The organism is Collinsella sp. AM40-7AC (assembly GCF_003468125.1).
Taxonomy (GTDB): Bacteria; Actinomycetota; Coriobacteriia; order Coriobacteriales; family Coriobacteriaceae; genus Collinsella; species Collinsella aerofaciens_O.
This window is the reverse complement of sequence record NZ_QSGK01000004.1, coordinates 132,833-154,540: the sequence shown is the minus strand read 5'-3', so window position 1 is coordinate 154,540 and position 21,708 is coordinate 132,833. Positions and strand designations below refer to the sequence as shown.

Sequence of the window (21,708 nt, the reverse complement as noted above, 5' to 3'; positions counted from 1 at the left end):
AGTTTTCGCAGCGAATCCTACTTGCGGTGCGCGCGATAGAACTCGATGAGCGCCTGGGTCGAAGCGTCCTGCTCGGCCTTGGCGGCGTTATCGTGGAAGGCCGGGGTGATCTGCTTGGCAAGCTGCTTGCCCAGCTCAACGCCCCACTGGTCGTAAGAGTCGATGCCCCAGACCGTGCCCTCGACAAACGTGATGTGCTCGTACAGGGCGATGAGCTCGCCGAGTGCGAACGGGGTCAGCGTGTCGCCGAAGATCGAGGTCGTCGGGCGGTTACCCTCAAAGCAACGGGCCGGGACGATCTGCTCGGGCGTGCCCTCGGCACGAACCTCGTCGGCTGTCTTGCCAAAGGCGAGTGCCTTGGTCTGGGCCAGGAAGTTGCCCAGGAACAGCTCGTGCACGTCCTGACCGCTATCGGTCGCAGGGTTGGCGGTATTGGCGAAGGCGATGAAATCGGCCGGGACCACCACGGTGCCCTGGTGCAGCAGCTGGTAGAAGGCGTGCTGGCCGTTGGTGCCGGGCTCGCCCCAGAAGATCTCACCGGTGTCGGAGGTCACGGCGCTGCCGTCCCAGCGGACATGCTTGCCGTTGGACTCCATGGTGAGCTGCTGCAGGTAGGCCGGGAAACGGTGCAGGTACTGGCAGTACGGAAGCACGGCGTGGCTCTTGGAACCGAAGAAGTTGACGTACCAGACGTTGAGTAGGCCCATCAGCGCGACGGCGTTGTTCTCGAGCGGGGTGCTGCAGAAGTACTCGTCGATGGCGTGGAAGCCCTCGAGGAACTGCTGGAAACGCTCGGGGCCGAGCACGACGATCAGCGACAGGCCCACGGCGGAGTCGACGGAGTAGCGGCCGCCGACCCAGTTCCAGAAACCAAAGGCGTTGGCCGGGTCGATACCGAAGGCCTCGACCTTCTCGAGTGCGGTGGAAACGGCGACGAAGTGCTTGGCCACGGCCTCGGCGTTCTGCTCATCGGAGCCATCGATGGCGCCCTGAGCCTTGAGCTGCTCGAGCATCCAGGTCTTGACCTCGCGGGCGTTGGTGAGGGTCTCGAGCGTGGTGAAGGTCTTGGAGACGATGATCACGAGCGTTGTCTCGGGATCCAGGCCCTTGAGCTTCTCTGCCTGGTCATTGGGGTCGATGTTGGAGATGTAGCGGCAATCGATACCGGCGTCGGCATAGGGACGCAGAGCCTCGTACGCCATGACCGGGCCCAGGTCGGAGCCGCCGATGCCGATGGACACCAGGTGCTCGATCCTCTTGCCGGTAACGCCCTTCCACTCACCGGAGCGCACGCGCTCGGCGAAGGCGTACATGCGGTCGAGGACCTCGTGCACGTCGGCGACGACGTCCTGGCCGTCGACGATGAGCTGGCCCTTCTCGCTCGCCGGGCGGCGCAGCGCGGTGTGCAGGACGGCGCGGTCCTCGGTGGTGTTGATGTGCTCGCCGGAGAACATGGCGTCACGGCGCTCCTCGAGCTTCACCTCGCGGGCAAGATCGCACAGCAGCTTGACGGTCTCATCGGTCACCAGGTTCTTGGACAGGTCGAAGTGCAGGTCACCGGCGTCAAAGCTCAGCTTGTTCACGCGCTCGGCATCGGCGGCGAACCAGGCCTTAAGGTCGATACCTTCGGCCTCGAGCTTCTCCTGATGAGCCTCGAGCGCCTTCCAAGCGGCAGTCGACGTAGCATCGATAGGTGCGGCAACAGTTGCCATAGGGTCCTCCTCAGCATACGGGCACACGCCTCCATGCGCCCGGACATTCAGATGCCACTATTCTAGCGCAGGTCAAGACTATAATCAGCGAGCGTTGCCAATCGGCCCCCCAACGGCAACCGACCAAAAAGGGACAGGTTTATTTTGGCAGGTCAAACGCTTTGCCAATCAAAAATAACCCATCCCTTTATGGTAAATATTAGGCCGCGGCGCACACGCTGCCGAGCAGCTCGCGCAAGGGCGAGCCGATACCCTCCAGCAGTTCGGGGGCGATGATGGCGAAAACGGGAACCTCGCCGGCGCCCACAACGGCGGGCACTTTTCCCTCGGAGACGATGCATCCGTAGGGAACAAAGCCGTCCTCGCCGGCATCGAGCACGGCCATGCGACGAGCGAGTTCGCGCGCAAAGCCCGCCGTATCGGCATCGCCGATCGCCAGGACAAAGTCCACGCCCTCATCGGTCGCCAGGGCTACGGCCTCATCGACCAAATCGTCTCCCCCGTCGCCCCCGACCAAGCCGCAACGAAAGAGCACGCGTTCGAGCAGGGCGCGATCGAGCGAGCCCAGCGCCGCCGAAACGAGCTCATCACGCGTGTGCTTGTCGCCTCCCAGCACGACCAGTGTCTTGGTGCCGCCATAGTGGGCAACCAATCGCCCGCACCAGCGAGCCACGTCCCCATCCGCAACCAAGCGCGTCGGCATACCAAACCCATAGTTAACCATTATCCCCACAACCCTTCCGTGCTTTATGGTGGCATCAATCGTTAGTCTCATGCTACGAAGCAAGCTTTTCCGAGCTGTTTCGCGCTCTTTAGGGCTGCGTTAAAACCCGATGCAGCCGCACGACCATACCTGCCAAATAGGGACAGATTTTGACGGTGTCCGGTCGAGCAGGTATTATCGAACAGGTATTCGATAAGAACATGTGTTTGATGGGAGGGCTCGGATGGCGCACGAGCAGCACACCTACATCTGCATCGACCTCAAGACGTTTTATGCCAGCGTCGAGTGCGTCGATCGTGGGCTCGATCCGCTCACCACCAACCTGGTCGTTGCCGACGAATCGCGCGGACGCACGACTATCTGTCTCGCTATCACGCAGGCTATGAAGGACCTAGGGATTCACAACCGCTGTCGCCTGTTCGAAATACCCGATGGCATCGACTACATTAAGGCCGTACCGCGCATGCAGCACTACATGGAGGTGTCGGCGCGGATCTACGGTATATACCTGGAATACGTCAGTCCGCAAGACATTCACGTCTACTCAATTGACGAGTGCTTTATCGACGTGACGCCATATCTGGACCTCTATCACACCGATGCGGAAGGCTTCGCCTGCATGTTGCGCGACGAGGTCCTCGCGCGCACCGGCGTCACGGCGACGGTCGGTATCGGCCCCAACCTATTCCAGGCCAAGGTAGCGCTCGACATTACCGCCAAGCACGCACCCAGCCGCATCGGCATACTCGACGACGAGACCTTCCGCAAGGAGATCTGGCCCCATCGTCCCATTACCGATATCTGGGGCATCGGCCCCGGCGTGGCAGCCCGCCTCGAAAAGTACGGCGTCTACGATTTGATGGGCGTCGCCGCGCTCGACGAAAACCTGCTTTACGATGAGCTCGGCGTCAATGCCGAATATCTTATCGACCACGCCTTCGGGCGTGAGCCGACAACCATCGCCGATATCCAAGCTTATCGCCCGCAAGCGACCTCGACCACCACGGGGCAGGTGCTCTCGAAGGGCTATGCCTACGAGCAGGCCTACACCGTCCTGCGCGAAATGGTCGATGCCGCCGTGCTGGATTTGATCGACAAGCACGTGGTGTGCGACAGCATCTCGCTCTTTGTGGGCTATGCAAGCGAGCGCGCCGACATACGCCGGCTCAACGCCAGCGGCACGGCGCAGTATATAGACGGCTGCGGGCACCTGCGCTCGAGCACCTCGGGCATCGAGCCCGCAGCGACCGACGGTCCCGAGCTCGCGCCCCGTGCTCCCAAGCCCGTCCAGCGCGATGACGAACGGCGCCGCCTGGTGCGCGAAGCGCAGGCAATCGATGGCATCTTTGTGGGAGAGCATGGCGGCAAACCGCGTGGTGGCTATGCCGCACTCTTTGCGCACTCCAACGCCTCGCGAAAGCTACCCGAGCGCACCAATTCGTTTAAGAAGATCATGGGCTATTTCGATGACCTTTGGGCACAAACGGTCGATCCCAAACGACCGGTCAAGCGCATCAACCTGGGATTTGGCAACCTCATGCCCGAGGAATTTGCCACCATCGATCTGTTCAGCGATATCGAGGCCGATGAGCGCGAGCGCGACCTAGCGCGCGCCGTCCTGGCCGTGAAAGGCAAGTACGGCAAGAACGCGCTCGTCAAGGGATTAAGCTTTACCGCCGGCGCCACCGCGCGCGAACGCAACGAACAAGTTGGAGGACACCGTGCCTAAACCCAAACAACAGCCCGTGCGCCCGCCGACCGCCTTCGAGCGCCTGGCGGACCCCGAGGGCAGACGCCGCGCCGCCGACCCCAACCTCACTGCCAATGGTGCCGTGCGCGCCAACCGCGCCGCACAGTTTATGCCCTTTGCCGCCCTCACGGGATACTACGAACTCGTGCGCAAGCAGGAAATCACCGTCGAGCCAAAACGTGAGCTCACGGAAGAAAAAGCCCTCGTGCTTTCTAAAAAACTCGAGGGTCTCAAACGTGGCGACTTGGTTCGTGTCACCTATTACGATACATACGGCTATCGCAGCCGCACCGGCATCCTCGACGAGGCGCTCCCCGCCTTCAAGCTCCTCAAGCTCCGAGACATCGCCATCGACTTCGACGACATCCAAGACATCGAACTGCGCGGACGAGCCTAGCCAAGGAAGCGCATCCAGAGCGACGCTTACAGCGTCATGACGTAGTAGCCCGCGTCTTTCACGGCCGTCTCGAGGACACCACGATCAACCGGCTGCTTAGAGCGCACGCGTGCCGTGTGGTCCGCATACGTCACCGTTGCCCACACACCATCCAGCGCATTGAGGGCATTGGCCACGTTCTGAGCGCAGCCGTCGCAACTCATGCCGCCGATGAGCAGCTCATCGCTATAGGGATAGTGTGACGCATCGGTATCCACCACAACAACCTTTTTGGCCTTCTTGCCGCTCGCACCATCGCTGCAGCAACTCTTCCCGTGTGTCGAAGCGGCAATGCGACGCAACCCAAAAAACATGCCGACGGCAATGACGGCTAGCACGATGAGATTCGCAGGGTTGAGCAAGTCACTCATGCGTTCCCCTTTCAAGTAGCACTATCTAGATACCCCCATGGGGTGTCCCCATCTTAACCCAAAATCATGTCCGTTCGGTCAATAGTTTCCCTATTCAAACTTTTTAGTTGACCAAGGCTTACTTTCGTGTATAAGTTTTCCTAGGCTAACAAGTGAGGGCTCGAAAGGGGCAACGTGACTCGAACCATTGACATCCCAACATACCAAACGGCTGTCGTGCGCAACTGCTCCCCTACGCTCGCAGGTATCAAGCCGGCTTCACTCTTTACCTATCCCGGCGTTTACGCCAACCAAAACGGAAAACCCGGCGCCGCCCATATCGAAGAGCGACGCTCTCGCCTGCTCGCCGTCATAGCCCAATGCAACCGCGAGCTTCAGCCACTCGGGATCCATATGAGCGTTTTGGTCTGGCGCCCCTGCGGAGCGCTCATCTATGTGTACCGCCCTGCGGACCTTATGCAATACCTCTCCGACCCCCGCGCCATGACGGCGCTTGTCACCGAAGGTTACGATGTCCACAACCTGCCCGCATCCTTGGTGCATCTCGCCGCGCGCATCACGCTGGCAAGCAGCAATGCCGCAGAAAGTGCCTATGACGGCAGCGTCTGCGCACTCGCGCGAAATAGGCACTGTGATACGGGCCGCACGTGCGAGTTCCCCCACGAAATTGGCTATTTTTTGGGCTATCCCTACGAAGATGTCCATCAGTTTATCGTCCAGCACGGCGAAAACTATAAGGTCTTTGGCGCATGGAAGGTATACACAAACGTTGAGCAGGCGCTCACGACCTTCGATTCCTATCGCACATGCACGCAATACCTTACCTACATCTATCAACAGGGCTGCACTCTGGGACAACTTGTCCAGGCAACCCGATAGAGCATACAAAACGCGGCCGCACGCCGCACAACCGAAAGGAAGACATATGAGCAAGATCGCCGTCGTCTACTGGAGCGGTACAGGCAACACCGAGGCCATGGCAAACTTCGTTGCCGAGGGTGCAACCGGTGCCGGCGCCGAGGCAGAGGTCATCTCCTGCGCCGACTTCTCCGCAGACAAGGCCGCCAACTATGACGCCATTGCCTTCGGCTGCCCCGCCATGGGTTCCGAGGAGCTTGAGTATGACGAGTTCCAGCCTATGTGGGACGAGGTCAAGGAGACCCTCGGCGATAAGAAGGTCGTCCTCTTTGGCTCTTATTCGTGGGCCGAGGGCGAGTGGATGGACAACTGGAAGGCCGATGCCGACGAGGCGGGCGTCAATGTCGTCGATTCCGTCATTTGCTACGATGCGCCCGACGATGAGGGCGAGACCGCTTGCAAGGCCCTCGGAGCCGAGCTCGCGTAACGAACCCAGGACCTCCAAAAGAGTCTGCATCAAAGCGCATCCTTATCCCTACAAAAGAGCGGGGGTGCAGTTCAAGTCCAGCCCCCGCTCTTTTATAACGGCAGTTACATCAACCGGCTACGAGATATTGCCCAAGAACGCCTTGGTGCGCTCGCTCTTGGGGTGGTCGAAGACCTCGCTCGGCGTACCCTCTTCCACAATGACGCCGCCGTCCATAAAGACGACGCGGTCGGCGACGTCGCGGGCAAAGCCCATCTCGTGCGTCACGACGATCATGGTCATGCCATCGCGTGCCAGGTCGCGCATGACACCCAGAACGTCGCGAACCAGCTCGGGATCGAGCGCCGACGTGGCCTCGTCAAAGAGCATAACGTGAGGGTTCATCGACAGGGCGCGGGCGATGGCAACGCGCTGCTGCTGGCCGCCCGAGAGCTGGCTCGGCATAAAGTCGATACGCTCGGCAAGACCGACCTTGGTCAGCTCCTCGACGGCGATCTTCTCGGCCTCTTCCTTGCTGCGCTTGAGCACCTTTTGCTGCGCAAGCATGACGTTCTTTTTGACCGACAGGTGCGGGAACAGGTTGAACTGCTGAAACACCATGCCCAAGTGCGTACGCACCTTATTGAGGTCAACGCCCTTGGCGCACACATCCACGCCCTCGACGACAATCGAACCACTCGTAGGATGCTCCAGACGATTGATGCAGCGAAGCATCGTCGACTTGCCCGAGCCCGAAGGACCCAGAACTACGACGACCTCGCCCTTATGCACATCCAGATCGATATCGCGCAGGACCACGTTATCGCCAAAGGCCTTCTGGAGGTTCTTAATGCTGACGACGACCTCGTTCGAGTTATTGGTTTCGCTCATGATAGGACCTCCTTACAGACCGGCGATGTGATCGGCAGGCGTCGCGACAACCTGTCCGGCGCTCTTGGCGGGACGCTTCTTCTTGGTCTCGGTCGTACCCAAAAGCCTCGCCTCAAGACCGCTCACCAAGCGAGCGAGCGGCAGGGTGATGACCAGATAGAACAGGGCGGCAACCACGTACGGTGTAATGGAGCCCGTCGTGGCCACGATGGTACGGGCGTTCATGACGATTTCGACCACACCCACGGCGGCAAGCAGCGACGTATCCTTGTAAAGCAAGATAAACTCGCTGGTCAGCGTAGGCAAAACATTGCGGAACGTCTGCGGAATCATAACGTAGAGCAGCGTCTGGAAGGCATTCATGCCCAGAGAGCGAGCAGCCTCGTTTTGGCCCTTGGGAATCGATTGAATACCGGCACGGAAGATCTCGCACAGGTACGCAGACGAGTTCATGGCCATGACGATAACGCCCAAAACATAGTCGTCCACCTTGACGCCGGCCAACGGCAGACCGAAGAACGCGATATAGATCTGCAGGAACGCCGGCGTACCGCGAATGATATTCACGTAGATGCCGGCGAGGCAGCGCAGGATGCGCGACTTGGAGATGCGCATAAGCGACAGGGCAAAGCCAAAGGGAATTGCCAGCGGAAACGCCACGAGCACGATCGAAAGCGACATAAGGAAGCCCTTGAAGACGATCGGCAGGCTCTGGACCAAAATGACCGGGTTCAGGAACAGGCGCAGGAACATATTGGAGTTCCACGCCTCGACCCACGGCTGCTCCTTAAGGTCGGTCAGGAAGTTATCGAAGGCCGTCACGCCCTTGATCTCCACCGACGGAATCTTGGAGATCTTCTTGGTCGAACCGTCGGCGAGCGTATAGGTGCCGCTAAAGGCCTCATCGCCGCCCTCGACGGGAAACGTCACACCGTAAACCTCGACGCGGAAATAGCCGCCGGCAGGCGCCGTCTCGCCAAAGTCAATCTTGAGCGTCTGGCCGTCAGCCTTGCACGTGGGCTTCATGGGCGTACGATCCATGAGGTCCTCGCCCGAGAGCATCGTCAATCGCGTGTCATCGGTACCAAACGTCGTGCCGTCGACAAACGTCAGCGAAAGACCGCTCAGCTCCTCGTCGGCATCGGCCTGAACTTCCCAAGTGATGCGCGTCTCGGTGCCGCCGACCACATCGCTACCCGAACCGGTATTGGGTCGGGCGGTAATCTTTGCGGTCTCAAGCGCCTGGGCGGTCGTGGGCACGCAGGCCCCCGCGCATACCAGGGCGAGCGCCACAGCCAGGGCACAGGCCAGCTTTTGGAGCATCGAGGGCAGTGGAAAACGCTGCTCCGCGGCCCCTTTGTTCAGTCGAGACAAGGTGGCTCCTATCGTAGAAGTTGCCGGCAAAACGAGACGGAAACGCTCTCCGTCAAGAGAAGCGCAAAGGCCCTTTCCGCCAAAACGGAAAGGGCCCGCGCGCAATCAAGTAGTTATTTTACTTGATATTGTACTTAGCCATGAGGGCGTCGACGGTACCGTCGTCGGTCAGGTCCTTGATAGCCTGGTTGATGTCGTCCTTGAGCTTGGTGTTGCCCTGGTTGATGGCGATGGCGTACTCCTCGCCGGTGCTGATCTGCTTGATGGTCTGGCAGGTGTTGAACTGCTCGGCGGTCAGCTGGCTCGCAACGGAGCGGTTGGTGACTACGGCGTCGCCCTTATCGGACTGCAGGGCGCTGAAGCACTCGGTGGCGTCCTTGTAGGGGACGATCTTGGCCTTGGGGAAGTTCTCCTGGGCAAAGGCCTCGGCGGTCGAGCCAGACTGGACGATGATGGTAGCGTCGGCGTTGTTGAGCTTCTCGCTGTAGTTGTCGGCCGTGATGTCGGTGTTATCGACCTTGGTCACGATAGCCTGATCGTCCATGTAGTAGGAATCAGAGAAAGTGACTTCCTTCTCACGCTCGGGCGTGTCGGTGATAGCCGCGATGGAAACGTCATACTTGGCGCCCGAAGCGACGCCCGGAACCAGCGTGTCAAAGTCATTGTTGACGTACTCGACATCCAGACCCAGCTTGTCACCGATAGCCTTGATGAGCTCAAGGTCAAAGCCCTGGTAGTCGCCGTTGTCATCCTTGTACTCAAACGGCGCGTACTCGGCAGAGGTGCCGACGGTCAGCGTGCCGTCCTTGACGAGCGCGTACTCCTTGGAGCCGTCGACCTTCTCGACCTTAGCGTCGTCAGAGCTGCTGGAACCGGCATCAGAACCAGAGGTGGCGTTGGACGAACCGCAGCCCGTCAGAGCAAGGGCGAGTGCCATAGCACCCGTGGCGGCAAATGCGCCAAGCTTCTTCAGCTTCATAATCAGTCTCCTTCCGGTGACCTCGTTTGATTCAGAGGTCTGCAAAAACTGTTGGCTATTATGCACCCGGAATTACGAATCTGCAATGAGAAAACTGATTGAAACAAACCCATAACGTGAATGGAATACTCTACTTTGTGACAGTCATTACTGCTGCAATGACCTTAATAGTCTAATTTCAGCTGCATAACCTGTAAGTTCGTTCGGAGTCTCCAAAATAAACGGCAGCGAACGCAAGTGGCCATTCGATACAATATTCTGCATAGCCTGCATACCGCCACCAAATTCCTCGCTGCCAAGGTATCCCTTGCCGATGCACTCGTGACGATCTTTATGGGCGCCACAAGGGTTCTTCGAATCGTTGATGTGTACGGCATGCAAGCGATCGATACCCACCACGCGGTCGAACTCGTCGAGTACGCCGTCCAGATCATGGATGATGTCGTAGCCGGCATCGCTCACATGGCAGGTGTCCAGACACACGCCCAGCTTGTCCGATAGCTCTGGACGCCTGGCGGCAGCACCCTCGATAATGCGCGCCAGCTCTTCAAAGCTACGGCCCACCTCGGTACCCTTTCCCGCCATGGTCTCGAGCAGCACCGTCGTCTGCTGCCCCTCAAACATCACCTGACACAAGGTGTCGACGATCATCTGAATGCCAGCATCAGTCCCCTGCCCCACATGCGCGCCGGGGTGGAAGTTGTAGTAGTTGCCGGGCAGCGCTTCCAGACGCTGCAAGTCCTCGGCCATTGCCTCCAAGGCAAACTCGCGTGCCCGCTCTTTGGCAGAACAGGGGTTGTAGGTATAGGGGGCATGAGCCACAAGCAGGCCAAAGTCGTTTTTCTCCATAAGCTCGCGCAGGGCCGCCACGTCATCCATGTCAAGATCTTTCGCCTTGCCGCCGCGCGGGTTGCGCGTGAAGAATGCAAAGGTGTTGGCGCCAATGGATAGCGCCGTCTCCCCCATCGCCCGATAGCCCTTCGTCGTCGAAAGATGACACCCAATCGTCAGCATCTCCAGCTCCCCCTCATCAGTTGCGGTGAAATAGTTCCTGTCGATGCCCTATTCTGCCGCAAACAGGAACTATTCCACCGCAACTTATAAAAGGGGCATCAGGAACGCGTTTTGCAAAAGGCTTTAAGCGCGGCCGTTACGGGGCCAGGCTGGAAACGTCGGCGCACATCGTCGAGACGCTCAGGAATATCGATGTGCTGCGGGCAGTGACGTGCGCATTTGCCGCATTTGACGCAATTGCTCACCAACTTGGGCTCACTCGTCCGCACCGCGCTCGCCGTAAAATACTGCGACAGGCCCGTAAACCAGCTGTGCGCATAGCTTGCGTTGTAGGCGGCGAAACACCCAGGGATATTGATGCCTTTGGGACACGGCATGCAGTAGCCGCAGCCCGTACAGGGCACGCGATTCGATTTCTCAAACTCTCCCAGCACACGCGCGATGGTATCGAACTGCTCTGTCGTCATCGAATTCGGCAGTGCGCGATCCGCCAATGCCGCGTTCTCGTCCACCTGCGCGGTATCGGTCATGCCCGAAAGCAGCATCGTGACTTGAGGATGGTTCCACACCCACGAAAGGCCCCAGGCGGCAGGAGTGCGCAAATGCGGGTCAGGGGCGCCATCGAGCACAGCGCGGGCCCGCGGCGGCAGCTTGCCCGCTAAACGCCCGCCCAGCAGCGGCTCCATCACAAACACCGCGAGCCCGCGCTCCGCAGCCGCCATGAGTCCCGCCGTTCCCGCTTGGTAGCGCTCTCCAGCGTAGTTGTACTGGATCTGGCAAAAATCCCAGTCATACGCGTCGAGCATCGTCAGGAAGTCCGCCGCACTGCCGTGATACGAAAAACCTATCTGGCGAATACGCCCCGCAGCCTTTTGGTGCGCAATCCAGTCCTCGATGCCCAACGCCACCACGCGCTCCCACTGGGCGGGCGAGGTGATGTTGTGCATAAGGTAGTAGTCGATATGGTCGGTCCGCAAACGGTGCAGCTGCTCGTCAAAAAAGCGGTCGAAATCCTCCGCACATTTGCACGAAGCGTGCGGCAACTTAGTCGCCAGCAACACCCGGTCACGCAGCCCCAAGCGCTCAAGTGAGGCGCCCACGCACACCTCGTTACCGGGATAAAGATACGCAGTATCCAGATAATTAATCCCCTGTTCCACCGCACGGGAAATGATGGCATCGGCCGTCTTCGCATCGGGGTGTCCCGGCGCACCGGGAAATCTCATGCAGCCCAGACCCAGAGCAGATATTCGGTTACCACTTTTGGGGTCAACGCGGTATTGCACGGCCCCTCCTTTCGCCATCAGCGCCCCGGCAAGACGAAACACAATGGTCACGCGGCCGAAACATCGTGGAATCGCAATCGAGAACGTATCGTAACGCAGCAGAAATCGAGCTGTCACGGCACCGCTTTAACATCAGCAAAAAGCCCGATGAAAGGAGCAACAAACAAATACGGCCATCCGGTGCACGCAGCATGGTCCGGCAGCATACAATCCATCAGGCGCCCCTTACGCGGGCGCCTTTTATATGGGGAGATGATTCGCATGCAGATCAACAAGATCGCCTTTATCGGCAAGGGCGGCGTCGGCCTGCTCTACGGCAGCATGATTGCCAAGGCCCTCGGCAATGACGCCGTCGAATACGTTATGGATGACGCCCGTTTTGAGCGTCACGCAAACGATGCGCTCACCGTCAACGGCAAGCCCTGTGCGCTCAAGTCCGTCCGCGCCAGCAAGGCAACGCCCGCCGATCTGGTCATCCTGACGGTCAAGACCACCGGTCTCGACCAAGCACTCAAGACTATGGAGCGCGTCGTGGGACCCAATACGCTCATCGCCTCGCTGTGCAACGGCATCACGAGCGAGCAAAAGATTGCCGAGCGCTTTGGCTGGGAGCATACCGTTCTTGGTATTTGCCAGGGCATGGACGCTGTGTTTCTCAACGGAGAGCTCACCTTTACCAACACGGGCGAAATCCGCTTTGGCGCGGCGGCCGGTACGGATCCCGCAGCCATCACCGCAATCGACGAGCTCTACACGCGCTGCGGCATCGCACACACCGTCGAGAGCGACATTGCGCACCGCATGTGGGCCAAACTCATGCTCAACGACGGCATCAACCAGACCTGCATGGCCTACGGCGGCACGTACGGAAGTGCCACGGAGCCGGGCTCCGAGCAGCGTCGCTGCCTTGTTTCCGCCATGCGCGAAACGCTTGCGGTCGCCAACGCCGAGGGCGTTGAGCTGACCGAGGCAGACCTGACGCAGATGGTGCACCTCATCGAAGGAATCGATCCCGCCGGCATGCCCTCGATGGCGCAAGACCGCGTCGCGCGGCGCAAAACCGAGGTCGAGGAGTTCGCCGGCACCATCTGCCGTCTGGCGGCCAAGCACGATATCCAGGCACCGCAGAACGAATGGCTCTATCAGCGCATTCGCGATATCGAGGCAAGCTGGTAGCGCCCGACTCACCACGTCAACAGACTCAACAGCAAAGCCGCCGCAAGGGCACTCCCCTTACGGCGGCTTTCATCTTCATCTATAACCAGTAGTCGATGTCCCGACGGTTAGAGCTGCGACTCCGAGGCCTGGCCCTCATCGTCGCGACAAAGGACTACACCCGCACTTCCCAGCAGCGCGGCCGCAATCAGCGCGCCGACCACGATTGGAGCAGCCCCGCATGACCCCTGCACGCCCGCAATGAGCGCGGCCGTAGGACCAAGGCAACCAAGCACCAATGCGACGACGGCAACGGCGATATCTCGAGCGTTCACAAGACCACTTCCTCCAAGAGAAAGACCTTATTTCTCATGAACTAGTGTGCCCCGCGCCCATATGCGCGGCGTACTGCCACGGTAAGCGCTCTGTTAACTCAAGCACGCACAAAAAACGAACGCCCTTACGTTGCCCAAAGGCTCGGTAAAGACGCCCGCCCGTCATGTCCTATTGGCTTATGGCAGATTACCAGCCAGTGTAGTAGTCGGTGGTTCCGGCGGCGCAGCCGGAGTCATAGACCTTGCAATCACCCTTGGAGCCCGTAAAGGTCGAGCCCTGGGCCATATCGCCCGCGGCAACAACGTAATAGCCGTCGGAATCGCGCCAGAAGCCCTCAGAATCCTGCGTCCATTCGCCCGTGCGGTGGTGATACAACACGTTGCTGCTGTAATAGGTCTCACGGCGCCCGTTGTAGTTATTGACACCCGCAGAGCGCGTCAGGCCCGATCCGTTCGCGTAGGACGCGGCAGACGCGTAGGGCGGAGTGTAACCGGCGTTGTAGTACGAAGCCTGGGCGGCCTCGGCAGCCTCCGCCTCGGCTGCGGCGGCCTCGAGCGCTTCGCGCTTGGCATTCTCAAGCGCAGTGCGCAGCTCATCGAGCTCGGTCGACTTCGCGTCGACCTCCCCCATCGTCAACAGACTACCCGCACCGTCGATACAACCCTGCAGCACAGCGCGCTCGTCATCGGTAGCATAGTCGCCATACATATTCATAATGATCTGAGCGCGCATCTCAAGGGAATCGCGCTTGGCCTCCATCGAGGCGTTCCACTCCTGCATGGAACCATAACCATCGCCGCGATAATCAACGGGCTGTACCAGCGTCGCCTCGGACGGCGTAGATCCAACCGTATCGGACAGTGTTGCCGCGTGGGCATCAGTTGCGCCGGCGCCTGCCAAAAGTGCCACGGTCAGAGCGGCGGAAAGGGCAGCGGCTTTCGGTTTTCGTGAATCGATCCTCATGTAGCTGGAAACCTCCGTAGTGCGTTTTTGCTGCATTTGAGCTGCGTGTGATTCGATCGCGCTGCATAGTACCTCGAGCAAATCGCGACCTGCGGTTTTACTCAAAAGGCGCACGTCAATTGCGTAAAACTCACATCCTCTCAACAGGAGTTTTCCACAACTCAAATGCATAAAGCATGCCAAAAACCCTGTAATAGCGCCCTTCCTATGCAAAAAAGACGCCTGCGCAACCATTGCTTGCGCAGGCGCCTTGAGCAGGCATTTATGCAGTTATACCTATCGAGTCGCAAGGGGTCCTTGCACAAGTCGCCTTACTCGTCCAGCACGGCGAAGGCCTTCTTCAGATCCCAAATGATGTCCTCGGCGTTCTCGGTACCGATGGAAAGACGGATCGTGGAGGGCGTGATGTTCTGCTCGGCGAGCTCCTCGGCAGAGAGCTGGGAGTGCGTGGTGGTAGCCGGGTGCACGACGAGCGACTTGACGTCGGCCACGTTGGCGAGCAGCGAGAACACCTGCAGATGATCGATGAACTTCCAGGCAGCCTTCTGGCCACCCTTAATCTCAAAGGTGAAGATCGAAGCGCCGCCGTTGGGGAAGTACTTCTGATAGAGCTCGTGATCGGGGTGCTCAGGCAGGCTCGGGTGGTTCACCTTGGCAACGTGGCTGTCGCCGGCAAGGAACTCAACGACCTTCTTGGTGTTCTCGACATGACGGTCAACGCGCAGCGACAGGGTCTCGGTGCCCTGGAGCAGGACCCAGGCGTTGAACGGGCTGATGCAGGCACCCTCGTCACGCAGCAGGATGGCGCGGACATAGGTTGCGAAGGCGGCGGGACCGGCAGCCTCGGCAAACGAGACGCCATGGTAGGAGGGGTTGGGCTCAGCGATCTGGGCGTACTTTCCGCTCGCCTTCCAATCGAAGTTACCGCCGTCGACGATCACACCGCCCAGCGAGGTGCCGTGGCCGCCGATGAACTTGGTTGCGGAGTGGACAACGATGTTGGCGCCATGCTCCAGCGGACGAAACAGATACGGGGTGCCGAAAGTGTTGTCGACGACAACCGGCAGACCGTGCTTCTTGGCGATCTCGGAGATGGCGTCGATGTTGGGGATGTCAGAGTTGGGGTTGCCGAGCGTCTCGAGATAGATGACCGTGGTATTGTCCTTGATGGCACCCTCAACCTCTTCCAGGTTGTGGGCATCGACAAACGTGGTCTCGACGCCAAACTGGGAGAGCGTATGCTCGAGCAGGTTGTAGGAACCGCCGTAGATGGTCTTCTGAGCCACCACGTGGTCACCAGCCTGGGCAAGAGCCTGCAGGGTATAGGTGATGGCAGCGGCACCGGAGGCGACGGCAAGACCGGCCACGCCACCCTCGAGCGCGGCGATACGGTCCTCAAAGACGCCCTGGGTGGAGTTGGTCAGACGGCCGTAGATGTTACCGGCGTCGGCAAGACCAAAGCGATCGGCGGCGTGCTGGGAGTTGCGGAACACATAGCTCGTGGTCTGGTAGATAGGCACGGCGCGGGAGTCGGATGCGGGGTCGGCGCTCTCCTGGCCAACATGAAGCTGCAGGGTATCGAAACCAAAGGTGTGCTCGGGGTTGTTGATGAACTGGCTCATGATGATCTCCTTGATCGAACGAAAGTAAATAAATAAGAGAGAAGTAAGTCGCTGTCTCCTGATCACGCCGACGGGCGCAAACAGGAGCCCGGCATTCGTCTTGGTAAGCAGTTCATATGCGGTCCTCCTTTTGACATCCCGGTTCCGTGGTCGGCTTAATTACCTACCGCCTTTGTGTGTTTTGAATAGTACGAGCATTGTTTCGCTCGGTCAATCACTTAAAAGCGCTAACCTGTTATCGGTTTTTTAGATAGCTATCGAAAGGACGGGCACCGATGACACTCCAGCAGCTTCGTTTTCTTATCGCCGTGGCAGAGTCCGGCTCAATCAACGCCGCAGCTCAGCGCCTCTATACCGCTCAGTCCAACATCTCAAACGCCGTCAAAAGCCTAGAACAAGAGCTCCATCTGGAGATCTTTACGCGCTCCAGCCGCGGCGTCACGCTCACCAACGACGGCACCGAGCTTTTGGGCTATGCGCGCCAGGTCGTAGAGCAGGCCGACATGCTCGAGGCACGCTACGAGGACGGTGGCACCCCGCAAGCCCGCCTCGCCATTTCCGCCCAGCACTACGCCTTTTCGGTCGAGGCCTTTGTCAACGTAGTCGAGCGCTGCCGCGACAGCAAGTTCGAGTTCATCATGCGCGAGACCACCACATCGCAGATCATCGATGACGTCCGCGCATTTCGCAGCGACATCGGCATCCTCTATCTGGACGACTTTAACGCCCGCGTTCTGCAGAAGGCTTTTGCCGATGCGCGCGCGAGCTTCCATCCCCTATTCGACGCGACGGTCCACGTCTTCGTTAGCGAGCGCCACCCGCTTGCCCGCCGCCCGCAGCTGTCCCTTGCCGACCTCACACCATATACGCGCTACAGCTTTGAACAGGGGACCTCAAACTCCTTCTATTACGCCGAGGAACCTTTTAGCTATATCCCTTGCGACCGCAACATACGAATCTCGGACCGCGGAACACTTACTAACTTACTTATCACGTCGAACGGCTACACCCTGTCGACCGGTGTCCTCTCCAATGAAATGCAATGGGGTATGGCATCGATCCCGTTAGCAGACGCCCCAACGATGCACGTAGGCTATATCATGCACGACGAGCGCAAGCCCTCTCCCCTCTTGCAGCAATACCTCGACGAGCTCAACCGCATCATCCATGCCAACTAACTGTCGGAAGACGGGGTAGAAATCGTAGATTGCTAGCCCCCGGCGGGCATGGCGCTACAATGGTCACTCACACGAAACGTACCCAACGAAAGGAAGCCCGTGAAGGTCATCATCTATACCGACGGCTCGGCCCGATCAAATCCGGGACGCGGCGGCTACGGCGCCGTGCTCAAATACACCAACCCCGCCGGCAAGACCTTCACCTCCGAGCTTTCGCGCGGCTACGCCAAGACCACCAACAACCGCATGGAGCTCATGGCGGTCATCGTGGCGCTCGAGGCACTTAACCGCCCCTGCGAGGTCGAGGTCCATTCCGATTCGCAGTACGTCGTCAACGCCTTTAACAAGCACTGGATCGACGGCTGGAAAAAGCGCGGATGGAAAACCGCCAACAAGCAGCCCGTCAAGAACCGCGACCTGTGGGAGCGCCTACTCACCGCCAAAAGCAAGCACAAGGTTGAGTTCATCTGGGTTAAGGGTCACGCCGGCCACGAGCTCAACGAACGCTGCGATGAGCTCGCCACCACGGCGGCCGACGGCAGCAACCTCGATATCGATACCGGCTTTAACGAGAGCGACCTGTAACGGCGTTTTCGCACGCTATTTCCTGCCCCCTCGCGCTACACTCATCCTGTAAACCGAACGGCACGAGGGGGATACATGCTGCGTATAGCGACCATCGGCACATCCATGATTACCGACGACTTTATCCAGGTCGTCAACGCCAACGACCAAGCCGCGTTTGTGGGCACGCTCTCGCGCGATGCCGAGCGCGGCGCCGCCTTTACCGCCGAACACGGCGGCGAGCGTAACTTCACCGCACTTGACGAGCTTGCGTCCGCCGACGACGTCGACGCCGTCTACATCGGCAGCCCCAATGCGCTCCACTACGAGCAGGCCCTTGCCTGCATCGCCGGTGGCAAGCACGTCATCGTCGAGAAACCCTTCTGCGCCACCGAAGCGCAGGCGCTGGAAGTCTTCCGCGCTGCCGAGGCAGCAGGTGTCGTGGCCCTCGAGGCCATGCGTCCCCTCCACGATCCCGCCTTCCACGCCATCGAGGACGCCCTGGGCGAGATCGCCCCCATCCGCCGCGCCTCATTGCGCTTTGGCAAGTATTCCTCGCGCTACAACGAGATTCTCGCGGGACGCGCCACCAATATCTTCGACTGCAATATGGCATCGGGTTCCCTCATGGACATTGGCGTCTATACCGTCGAGCCCATGGTCGAGATCTTTGGCATGCCCTCCGGCCTTACGAGCATGACCACTCTGCTCGATCCCACCACGCGACAGCTCACGCACGGCCCCATCGATGGCTGCGGTTCCATCCTCGCCAGCTACGGCGGTGGCCGTATCTCCGTCGAGCTCACGCACTCCAAAATTACGAATGACCTGCTGCCCTCGCAGATCGAAGGCGAGCGTGGCACTATCCAGATCGACCATCTGTCCACGCCCCGCAACGTCCGCATCGACTATCGCGGCGACGTCGTACGCGGCTCGGCGACCGAGGCACCGCGCGAACAGGGAGACAACGGCCGCGTGCTCGACCTGCCCAAATCGAGCAACACTATGGAATACGAACTCACAGACTTTATCACCGCCATCGGCGGCATCGATAACGTTAAGGAAGAGATTTGGGAGACCCCGGCGGGACGTCACGAACTTGGCCACTACCGCGATGTCACGCTCGTCTCATTGCGCATCATGGATGCCGTGCGCCAGCAGGCCGGCATTACCTTCCCGTCCGACGCAGGCAAGCAGGCCTAGCGATGGGCTTCTTCGATGCGTTCTTCTCCAGCGTCACCGGCGGCAGTCGAGAGCCTCAAAAACCATCAAACATTGAGCTCGAGTTGCGCCGCAGGCTTACTGTGCTCGCAAGCGACGAGGCCACTCAAGACACTCCCCTGCGTTATTTCCTGCGCTGGGCGGGGCAAGTCCAGGGCGTCGGTTTTCGCTTTACCAACACCAACCTCGCGCAGGCACGCGCACTCACCGGCTGGGTGCGTAACATGGAAGACGGCTCGGTCGAGATGGAGATACAGGGAGCTCCGGCAAACATCCTATCTCATCTCGAGGCGCTTCACGCCTCCTACGAGCGCATGGGAACGCGTTTTCGCCTCGTAGACGCCCAGGCCCGAGCCCCACTTGCCAATGAAGACGGTTTCATTCCTCGTTATTAGTATTGTGTGCTAAATACGGTATCATTTACCTACGACCGTTGATAGAAAAGAGGCGAGGCGCATGGCGGTGCAAAGAAGGAATACCAGGCAGCGAAAGCTGGTTCTTGACGCTGTGCGCCAAAGCTATAACCATCCCACCGCCGACGAAATCTACAACGTCGTGCGCGCGCAGGATGACAAAATCAGCCGCGGTACGGTCTACCGCAATCTCAATCTCTTGGCCGACGCCGGCGAGATCCTCTCCATCAAGACGCCGGGCGGCAGCCGCTTCGATCGCACCATCGAGCCGCACGCACATATCATCTGCACCTCGTGCAGCCGCGTCATCGACGTGCCACTCCCCTTCGACGCCCAGCTCGACGCCAAGGCGTCCGAGCAAATCGGCTGGCACGTCACGTCGCACTACACCATCTTCGAGGGTCTCTGCCCCGACTGCCGGTAGATGTTTGGGACATGCCTACTCAGCAAGTAGACGACGCAGCTCCTCTTCGACCGTGCGTACGTAACGGACGCGGTCGTTGATGCCACGCATAGAGGGATTGCAGCTCTCCATTAGATAGGGATGGCCCACTACGTTGAGCATGTCGCGGTCGTTTTCGTTATCGCCAAACGCCATCATCTCATCGGGCGAAATTCCCAGGGCACGACCGTAATCGGCAAGCGCGGAACCCTTACCCGAATCAAAGCCGATAAAGTCCGTCCACTCGGTTCCCGACGTCATCACGTCGACACGGTCGCTAAAGAGGCACTCGAAATACTCCAGGGCCGCCGGCTGATCCACCTCGGGCGTCTGGAAGGCAATCTTAATGACGTCCTCGTCGATGTCCTCGGGGCGGTCGACCACCGCCACATCGCAGTGGACCTCATAGCGCAAATGGTCGACGAACGCATCGTTGCCGCTTATGGTGTAGAGGTGCCCCTCGCAGGAAAGGGTAACGCCGGCATGGGGGTAGGCGACCACGGCATTCGCGATATCCATCGCCAGGTCACGCTCCATAGAGCGCTTGACAACGGCACGCCCCTCGCTCATCACCAGGGCTCCGTTTTCGCATACATAGGCGAGCTCATCGGCCACCGGGGCAAACAGGTAGCGCAAGCTCGCATATTGACGGCCGCTCGCCGGCATAAACACGATACCGCGACGATGCAGTTCATCGATGAGTTCAAAGGCCTCGGAACGCGGCTCGCGCTCCCCCGGATGCAGCAACGTGCCGTCCAAATCGCATGCAATCAGCTTGATTCCCTCAAGACCCATATGCTTCCCCAAAGCCTCCTATCAACAGCAAGACGGACCTTGATTGGTCGCCCCTCAAAGCCCGCCTTGCGTATATACGCGCTTAGCCGCGCGTCTTTTTTACGATGGTAAAGTCGGGAGCCATGCTCACGACGGCCTCCGCCGCACTCGATGCAAAGCGCCGGTCCGCATCGAGTTCACGGGTAACCACCGAGAGCCGAACACCCTCGACGCCCCGGAGCATGCGGCCCAAAACAGGCTGCACCGGCGTATACATGCGCACGGTATGCTCGTCCGAATCGCCTCGGAAAAGCGGCGCGTGCATATTGCCGATCTCCCAGCACGCATGCGCGAGCGCAATCGGATCCATGCGGTCGACTTCGACCAAATAAACCTCGGCGCTGCGCAGGCGCACGACAACCGCCACGGGCACCATGCCCGAACGGTCGATGGCGAGCACGTCGCCATCGGCAAGACGACCGCCGTCGGCAGCATCCAGCCGAACATCGATCGTGCGCCCCAGCTCCGTCACGCCCGCAAACGCGCATACATCAGCCCGGTCCCAATCGAACAGTAGCTCGTCAACTTCAAAGACGCCGCCCAACTTCCGGCGAAGCAGGAGTTCATAGGACGGATCGTTGAGATTTCCCAAGCATGTCGTCGAAACCAAGCGTTCAGGCATACTCTAACCCTCGACCTCAACGAGCTCGATATCAAAGTTGAGGTCCTTGCCGGCCAGCTCGTGGTTGGCGTCGAGCGTCACGGCCTCAGACGTTACGTCGATGACCACGGCGGGGACGGGCATGCCGCTCGGCGTGGACAGGAAAAGCTTCATGCCCTTCTCGATCTGCTCGATGTTGGGAACCTGTTCGGCCGGGAAGGTAATAACCATCTCGGGGTTGTGCTCGCCGTAGGCATCGGCAGCAGGAATGTGCACGGTCTTCTTCTCGCCCACCTGCATGTCGACAACAGCGGCGTCGAAGCCCTTGATCATCTGACCGGCGCCGCAGGTGAACTCCAGCGGCTCGCCGCGATCGTAGGAGCTATCGAACTGCGTGCCGTCGTCGAGCGTGCCGCGATAATGAGTCTTGACCTTCTTGCCCTGGTTGGACATGGTAACCTCCGTGATAAGGGCGGCGCACAACGTGGGCCGCCATGAACATATGGCGCTAACTATAC

General features: G+C 59.6%; 24 protein-coding genes. 10 read left to right on the top strand and 14 right to left on the bottom strand.

The annotated features are described in order from the left end of the window. Positions 1 to 17: 17 nt before the first annotated feature. Entirely contained in the window at positions 18 to 1,712 is a 1,695-nt protein-coding gene (gene pgi, locus DW892_RS04935; RefSeq protein WP_117766098.1) for a glucose-6-phosphate isomerase, read from the bottom strand. Between the two features lie 199 nt (positions 1,713 to 1,911). Continuing rightward, positions 1,912 to 2,436 carry an iron-containing alcohol dehydrogenase gene (locus DW892_RS04930; protein ID WP_158551284.1) on the bottom strand — a complete coding sequence of 175 codons (525 nt, stop codon included), beginning with the start codon at positions 2,434 to 2,436 and terminating at the stop codon, positions 1,912 to 1,914. A 223-nt stretch (positions 2,437 to 2,659) separates the two neighbouring features. On the opposite strand from DW892_RS04930, the gene DW892_RS04925 reads away from it, so the two are divergent. After that, positions 2,660 to 4,165 carry a DNA repair protein gene (locus DW892_RS04925; RefSeq protein ID WP_117766096.1) on the top strand — a complete coding sequence of 502 codons (1,506 nt, stop codon included), beginning with the start codon at positions 2,660 to 2,662 and terminating at the stop codon, positions 4,163 to 4,165. Next, a complete protein-coding gene (locus tag DW892_RS04920) occupies positions 4,158 to 4,583 on the top strand; it encodes a hypothetical protein (protein WP_233540402.1) in 426 nt (141 codons plus the stop codon). Before DW892_RS04925 ends, DW892_RS04920 begins: the two co-directional genes overlap by 8 nt. Positions 4,584 to 4,609: 26 nt before the next feature. Here the strand turns inward: DW892_RS04920 and DW892_RS04915 are convergent, their stop codons facing one another. Further along, positions 4,610 to 4,993 carry a heavy-metal-associated domain-containing protein gene (locus DW892_RS04915; RefSeq protein ID WP_117766094.1) on the bottom strand — a complete coding sequence of 128 codons (384 nt, stop codon included), beginning with the start codon at positions 4,991 to 4,993 and terminating at the stop codon, positions 4,610 to 4,612. Between the two features lie 174 nt (positions 4,994 to 5,167). On the opposite strand from DW892_RS04915, the gene DW892_RS04910 reads away from it, so the two are divergent. After that, positions 5,168 to 5,872, top strand: coding sequence for a DUF3793 family protein (locus DW892_RS04910; RefSeq protein WP_117766092.1), 705 nt, complete (start codon positions 5,168 to 5,170; stop codon positions 5,870 to 5,872). A gap of 46 nt (positions 5,873 to 5,918) precedes the next feature. Beyond that, positions 5,919 to 6,338: a flavodoxin gene (locus tag DW892_RS04905; RefSeq protein ID WP_117640805.1), complete on the top strand. Its 420-nt coding sequence runs from the start codon at positions 5,919 to 5,921 to the stop codon at positions 6,336 to 6,338. Positions 6,339 to 6,455: 117 nt separating this feature from the next. On the opposite strand, the gene DW892_RS04900 is transcribed toward DW892_RS04905, so the two are convergent. The 5 genes from DW892_RS04900 to DW892_RS04880 all read right to left on the bottom strand — a co-directional run bounded on the left by DW892_RS04900 (position 6,456) and on the right by DW892_RS04880 (position 11,861). After that, positions 6,456 to 7,208, bottom strand: a complete 753-nt coding sequence (locus tag DW892_RS04900; protein WP_055251428.1) for an amino acid ABC transporter ATP-binding protein — start codon at positions 7,206 to 7,208, stop codon at positions 6,456 to 6,458. Between the two features lie 12 nt (positions 7,209 to 7,220). Next, a complete protein-coding gene (locus DW892_RS04895) occupies positions 7,221 to 8,582 on the bottom strand; it encodes an ABC transporter permease subunit (RefSeq protein ID WP_233546831.1) in 1,362 nt (453 codons plus the stop codon). Positions 8,583 to 8,700: 118 nt separating this feature from the next. Next, the gene (locus tag DW892_RS04890) at positions 8,701 to 9,561 is read right to left on the bottom strand and encodes an ABC transporter substrate-binding protein (RefSeq protein ID WP_099431468.1); all 861 of its coding nucleotides are present in this window, start codon (positions 9,559 to 9,561) and stop codon (positions 8,701 to 8,703) included. A 147-nt stretch (positions 9,562 to 9,708) separates the two neighbouring features. Further along, positions 9,709 to 10,575, bottom strand: coding sequence for a deoxyribonuclease IV (locus DW892_RS04885; protein ID WP_117766088.1), 867 nt, complete (start codon positions 10,573 to 10,575; stop codon positions 9,709 to 9,711). Positions 10,576 to 10,673: 98 nt separating this feature from the next. Next, the gene (locus DW892_RS04880) at positions 10,674 to 11,861 is read right to left on the bottom strand and encodes an aldo/keto reductase (protein WP_117766086.1); all 1,188 of its coding nucleotides are present in this window, start codon (positions 11,859 to 11,861) and stop codon (positions 10,674 to 10,676) included. A gap of 261 nt (positions 11,862 to 12,122) precedes the next feature. Between DW892_RS04880 and DW892_RS04875 the strand changes: the two genes are divergently transcribed. Beyond that, positions 12,123 to 13,037 carry a ketopantoate reductase family protein gene (locus DW892_RS04875; protein WP_233503834.1) on the top strand — a complete coding sequence of 305 codons (915 nt, stop codon included), beginning with the start codon at positions 12,123 to 12,125 and terminating at the stop codon, positions 13,035 to 13,037. 107 nt (positions 13,038 to 13,144) lie between these two features. Here DW892_RS04875 and DW892_RS04870 read toward each other — a convergent pair whose 3' ends face one another. The 3 genes from DW892_RS04870 to DW892_RS04860 form a co-directional block, all read right to left on the bottom strand. Further along, entirely contained in the window at positions 13,145 to 13,351 is a 207-nt protein-coding gene (locus tag DW892_RS04870) for a hypothetical protein (RefSeq protein ID WP_117766084.1), read from the bottom strand. Positions 13,352 to 13,538: 187 nt separating this feature from the next. Further along, complete coding sequence (locus DW892_RS04865; protein WP_147349847.1) at positions 13,539 to 14,315, bottom strand: hypothetical protein; 777 nt, start codon at positions 14,313 to 14,315, stop codon at positions 13,539 to 13,541. A 311-nt stretch (positions 14,316 to 14,626) separates the two neighbouring features. Then, positions 14,627 to 15,937: an O-acetylhomoserine aminocarboxypropyltransferase/cysteine synthase family protein gene (locus tag DW892_RS04860; RefSeq protein ID WP_117766080.1), complete on the bottom strand. Its 1,311-nt coding sequence runs from the start codon at positions 15,935 to 15,937 to the stop codon at positions 14,627 to 14,629. Positions 15,938 to 16,212: 275 nt separating this feature from the next. Here DW892_RS04860 and DW892_RS04855 point away from each other — a divergent pair, with 275 nt between their 5' ends. The 5 genes from DW892_RS04855 (at position 16,213) to DW892_RS04835 (ending at position 19,737) form a co-directional block, all read left to right on the top strand. Next, positions 16,213 to 17,115, top strand: coding sequence for a LysR family transcriptional regulator (locus tag DW892_RS04855; protein WP_117766079.1), 903 nt, complete (start codon positions 16,213 to 16,215; stop codon positions 17,113 to 17,115). Between the two features lie 48 nt (positions 17,116 to 17,163). After that, positions 17,164 to 17,700 carry a ribonuclease HI gene (gene rnhA, locus DW892_RS04850; protein WP_117637459.1) on the top strand — a complete coding sequence of 179 codons (537 nt, stop codon included), beginning with the start codon at positions 17,164 to 17,166 and terminating at the stop codon, positions 17,698 to 17,700. Between the two features lie 75 nt (positions 17,701 to 17,775). Beyond that, positions 17,776 to 18,882: a Gfo/Idh/MocA family protein gene (locus tag DW892_RS04845; RefSeq protein WP_117766078.1), complete on the top strand. Its 1,107-nt coding sequence runs from the start codon at positions 17,776 to 17,778 to the stop codon at positions 18,880 to 18,882. 2 nt (positions 18,883 to 18,884) lie between these two features. Then, positions 18,885 to 19,295, top strand: a complete 411-nt coding sequence (locus tag DW892_RS04840) for an acylphosphatase (protein ID WP_089572979.1) — start codon at positions 18,885 to 18,887, stop codon at positions 19,293 to 19,295. Positions 19,296 to 19,356: 61 nt separating this feature from the next. Continuing rightward, on the top strand, positions 19,357 to 19,737 hold the full coding sequence (locus DW892_RS04835; RefSeq protein WP_172677978.1) for a Fur family transcriptional regulator: 381 nt from the start codon (positions 19,357 to 19,359) through the stop codon (positions 19,735 to 19,737). A gap of 15 nt (positions 19,738 to 19,752) precedes the next feature. Here DW892_RS04835 and DW892_RS04830 read toward each other — a convergent pair whose 3' ends face one another. The 3 genes from DW892_RS04830 to DW892_RS04820 all read right to left on the bottom strand — a co-directional run bounded on the left by DW892_RS04830 (position 19,753) and on the right by DW892_RS04820 (position 21,643). Further along, entirely contained in the window at positions 19,753 to 20,550 is a 798-nt protein-coding gene (locus DW892_RS04830) for an HAD-IIB family hydrolase (protein WP_117766077.1), read from the bottom strand. 82 nt (positions 20,551 to 20,632) lie between these two features. Further along, positions 20,633 to 21,211, bottom strand: coding sequence for an urease accessory protein UreE (locus tag DW892_RS04825; RefSeq protein ID WP_089572974.1), 579 nt, complete (start codon positions 21,209 to 21,211; stop codon positions 20,633 to 20,635). A 3-nt stretch (positions 21,212 to 21,214) separates the two neighbouring features. After that, on the bottom strand, positions 21,215 to 21,643 hold the full coding sequence (locus DW892_RS04820; RefSeq protein ID WP_117766192.1) for a peptidylprolyl isomerase: 429 nt from the start codon (positions 21,641 to 21,643) through the stop codon (positions 21,215 to 21,217). Positions 21,644 to 21,708 lie beyond the last annotated feature (65 nt).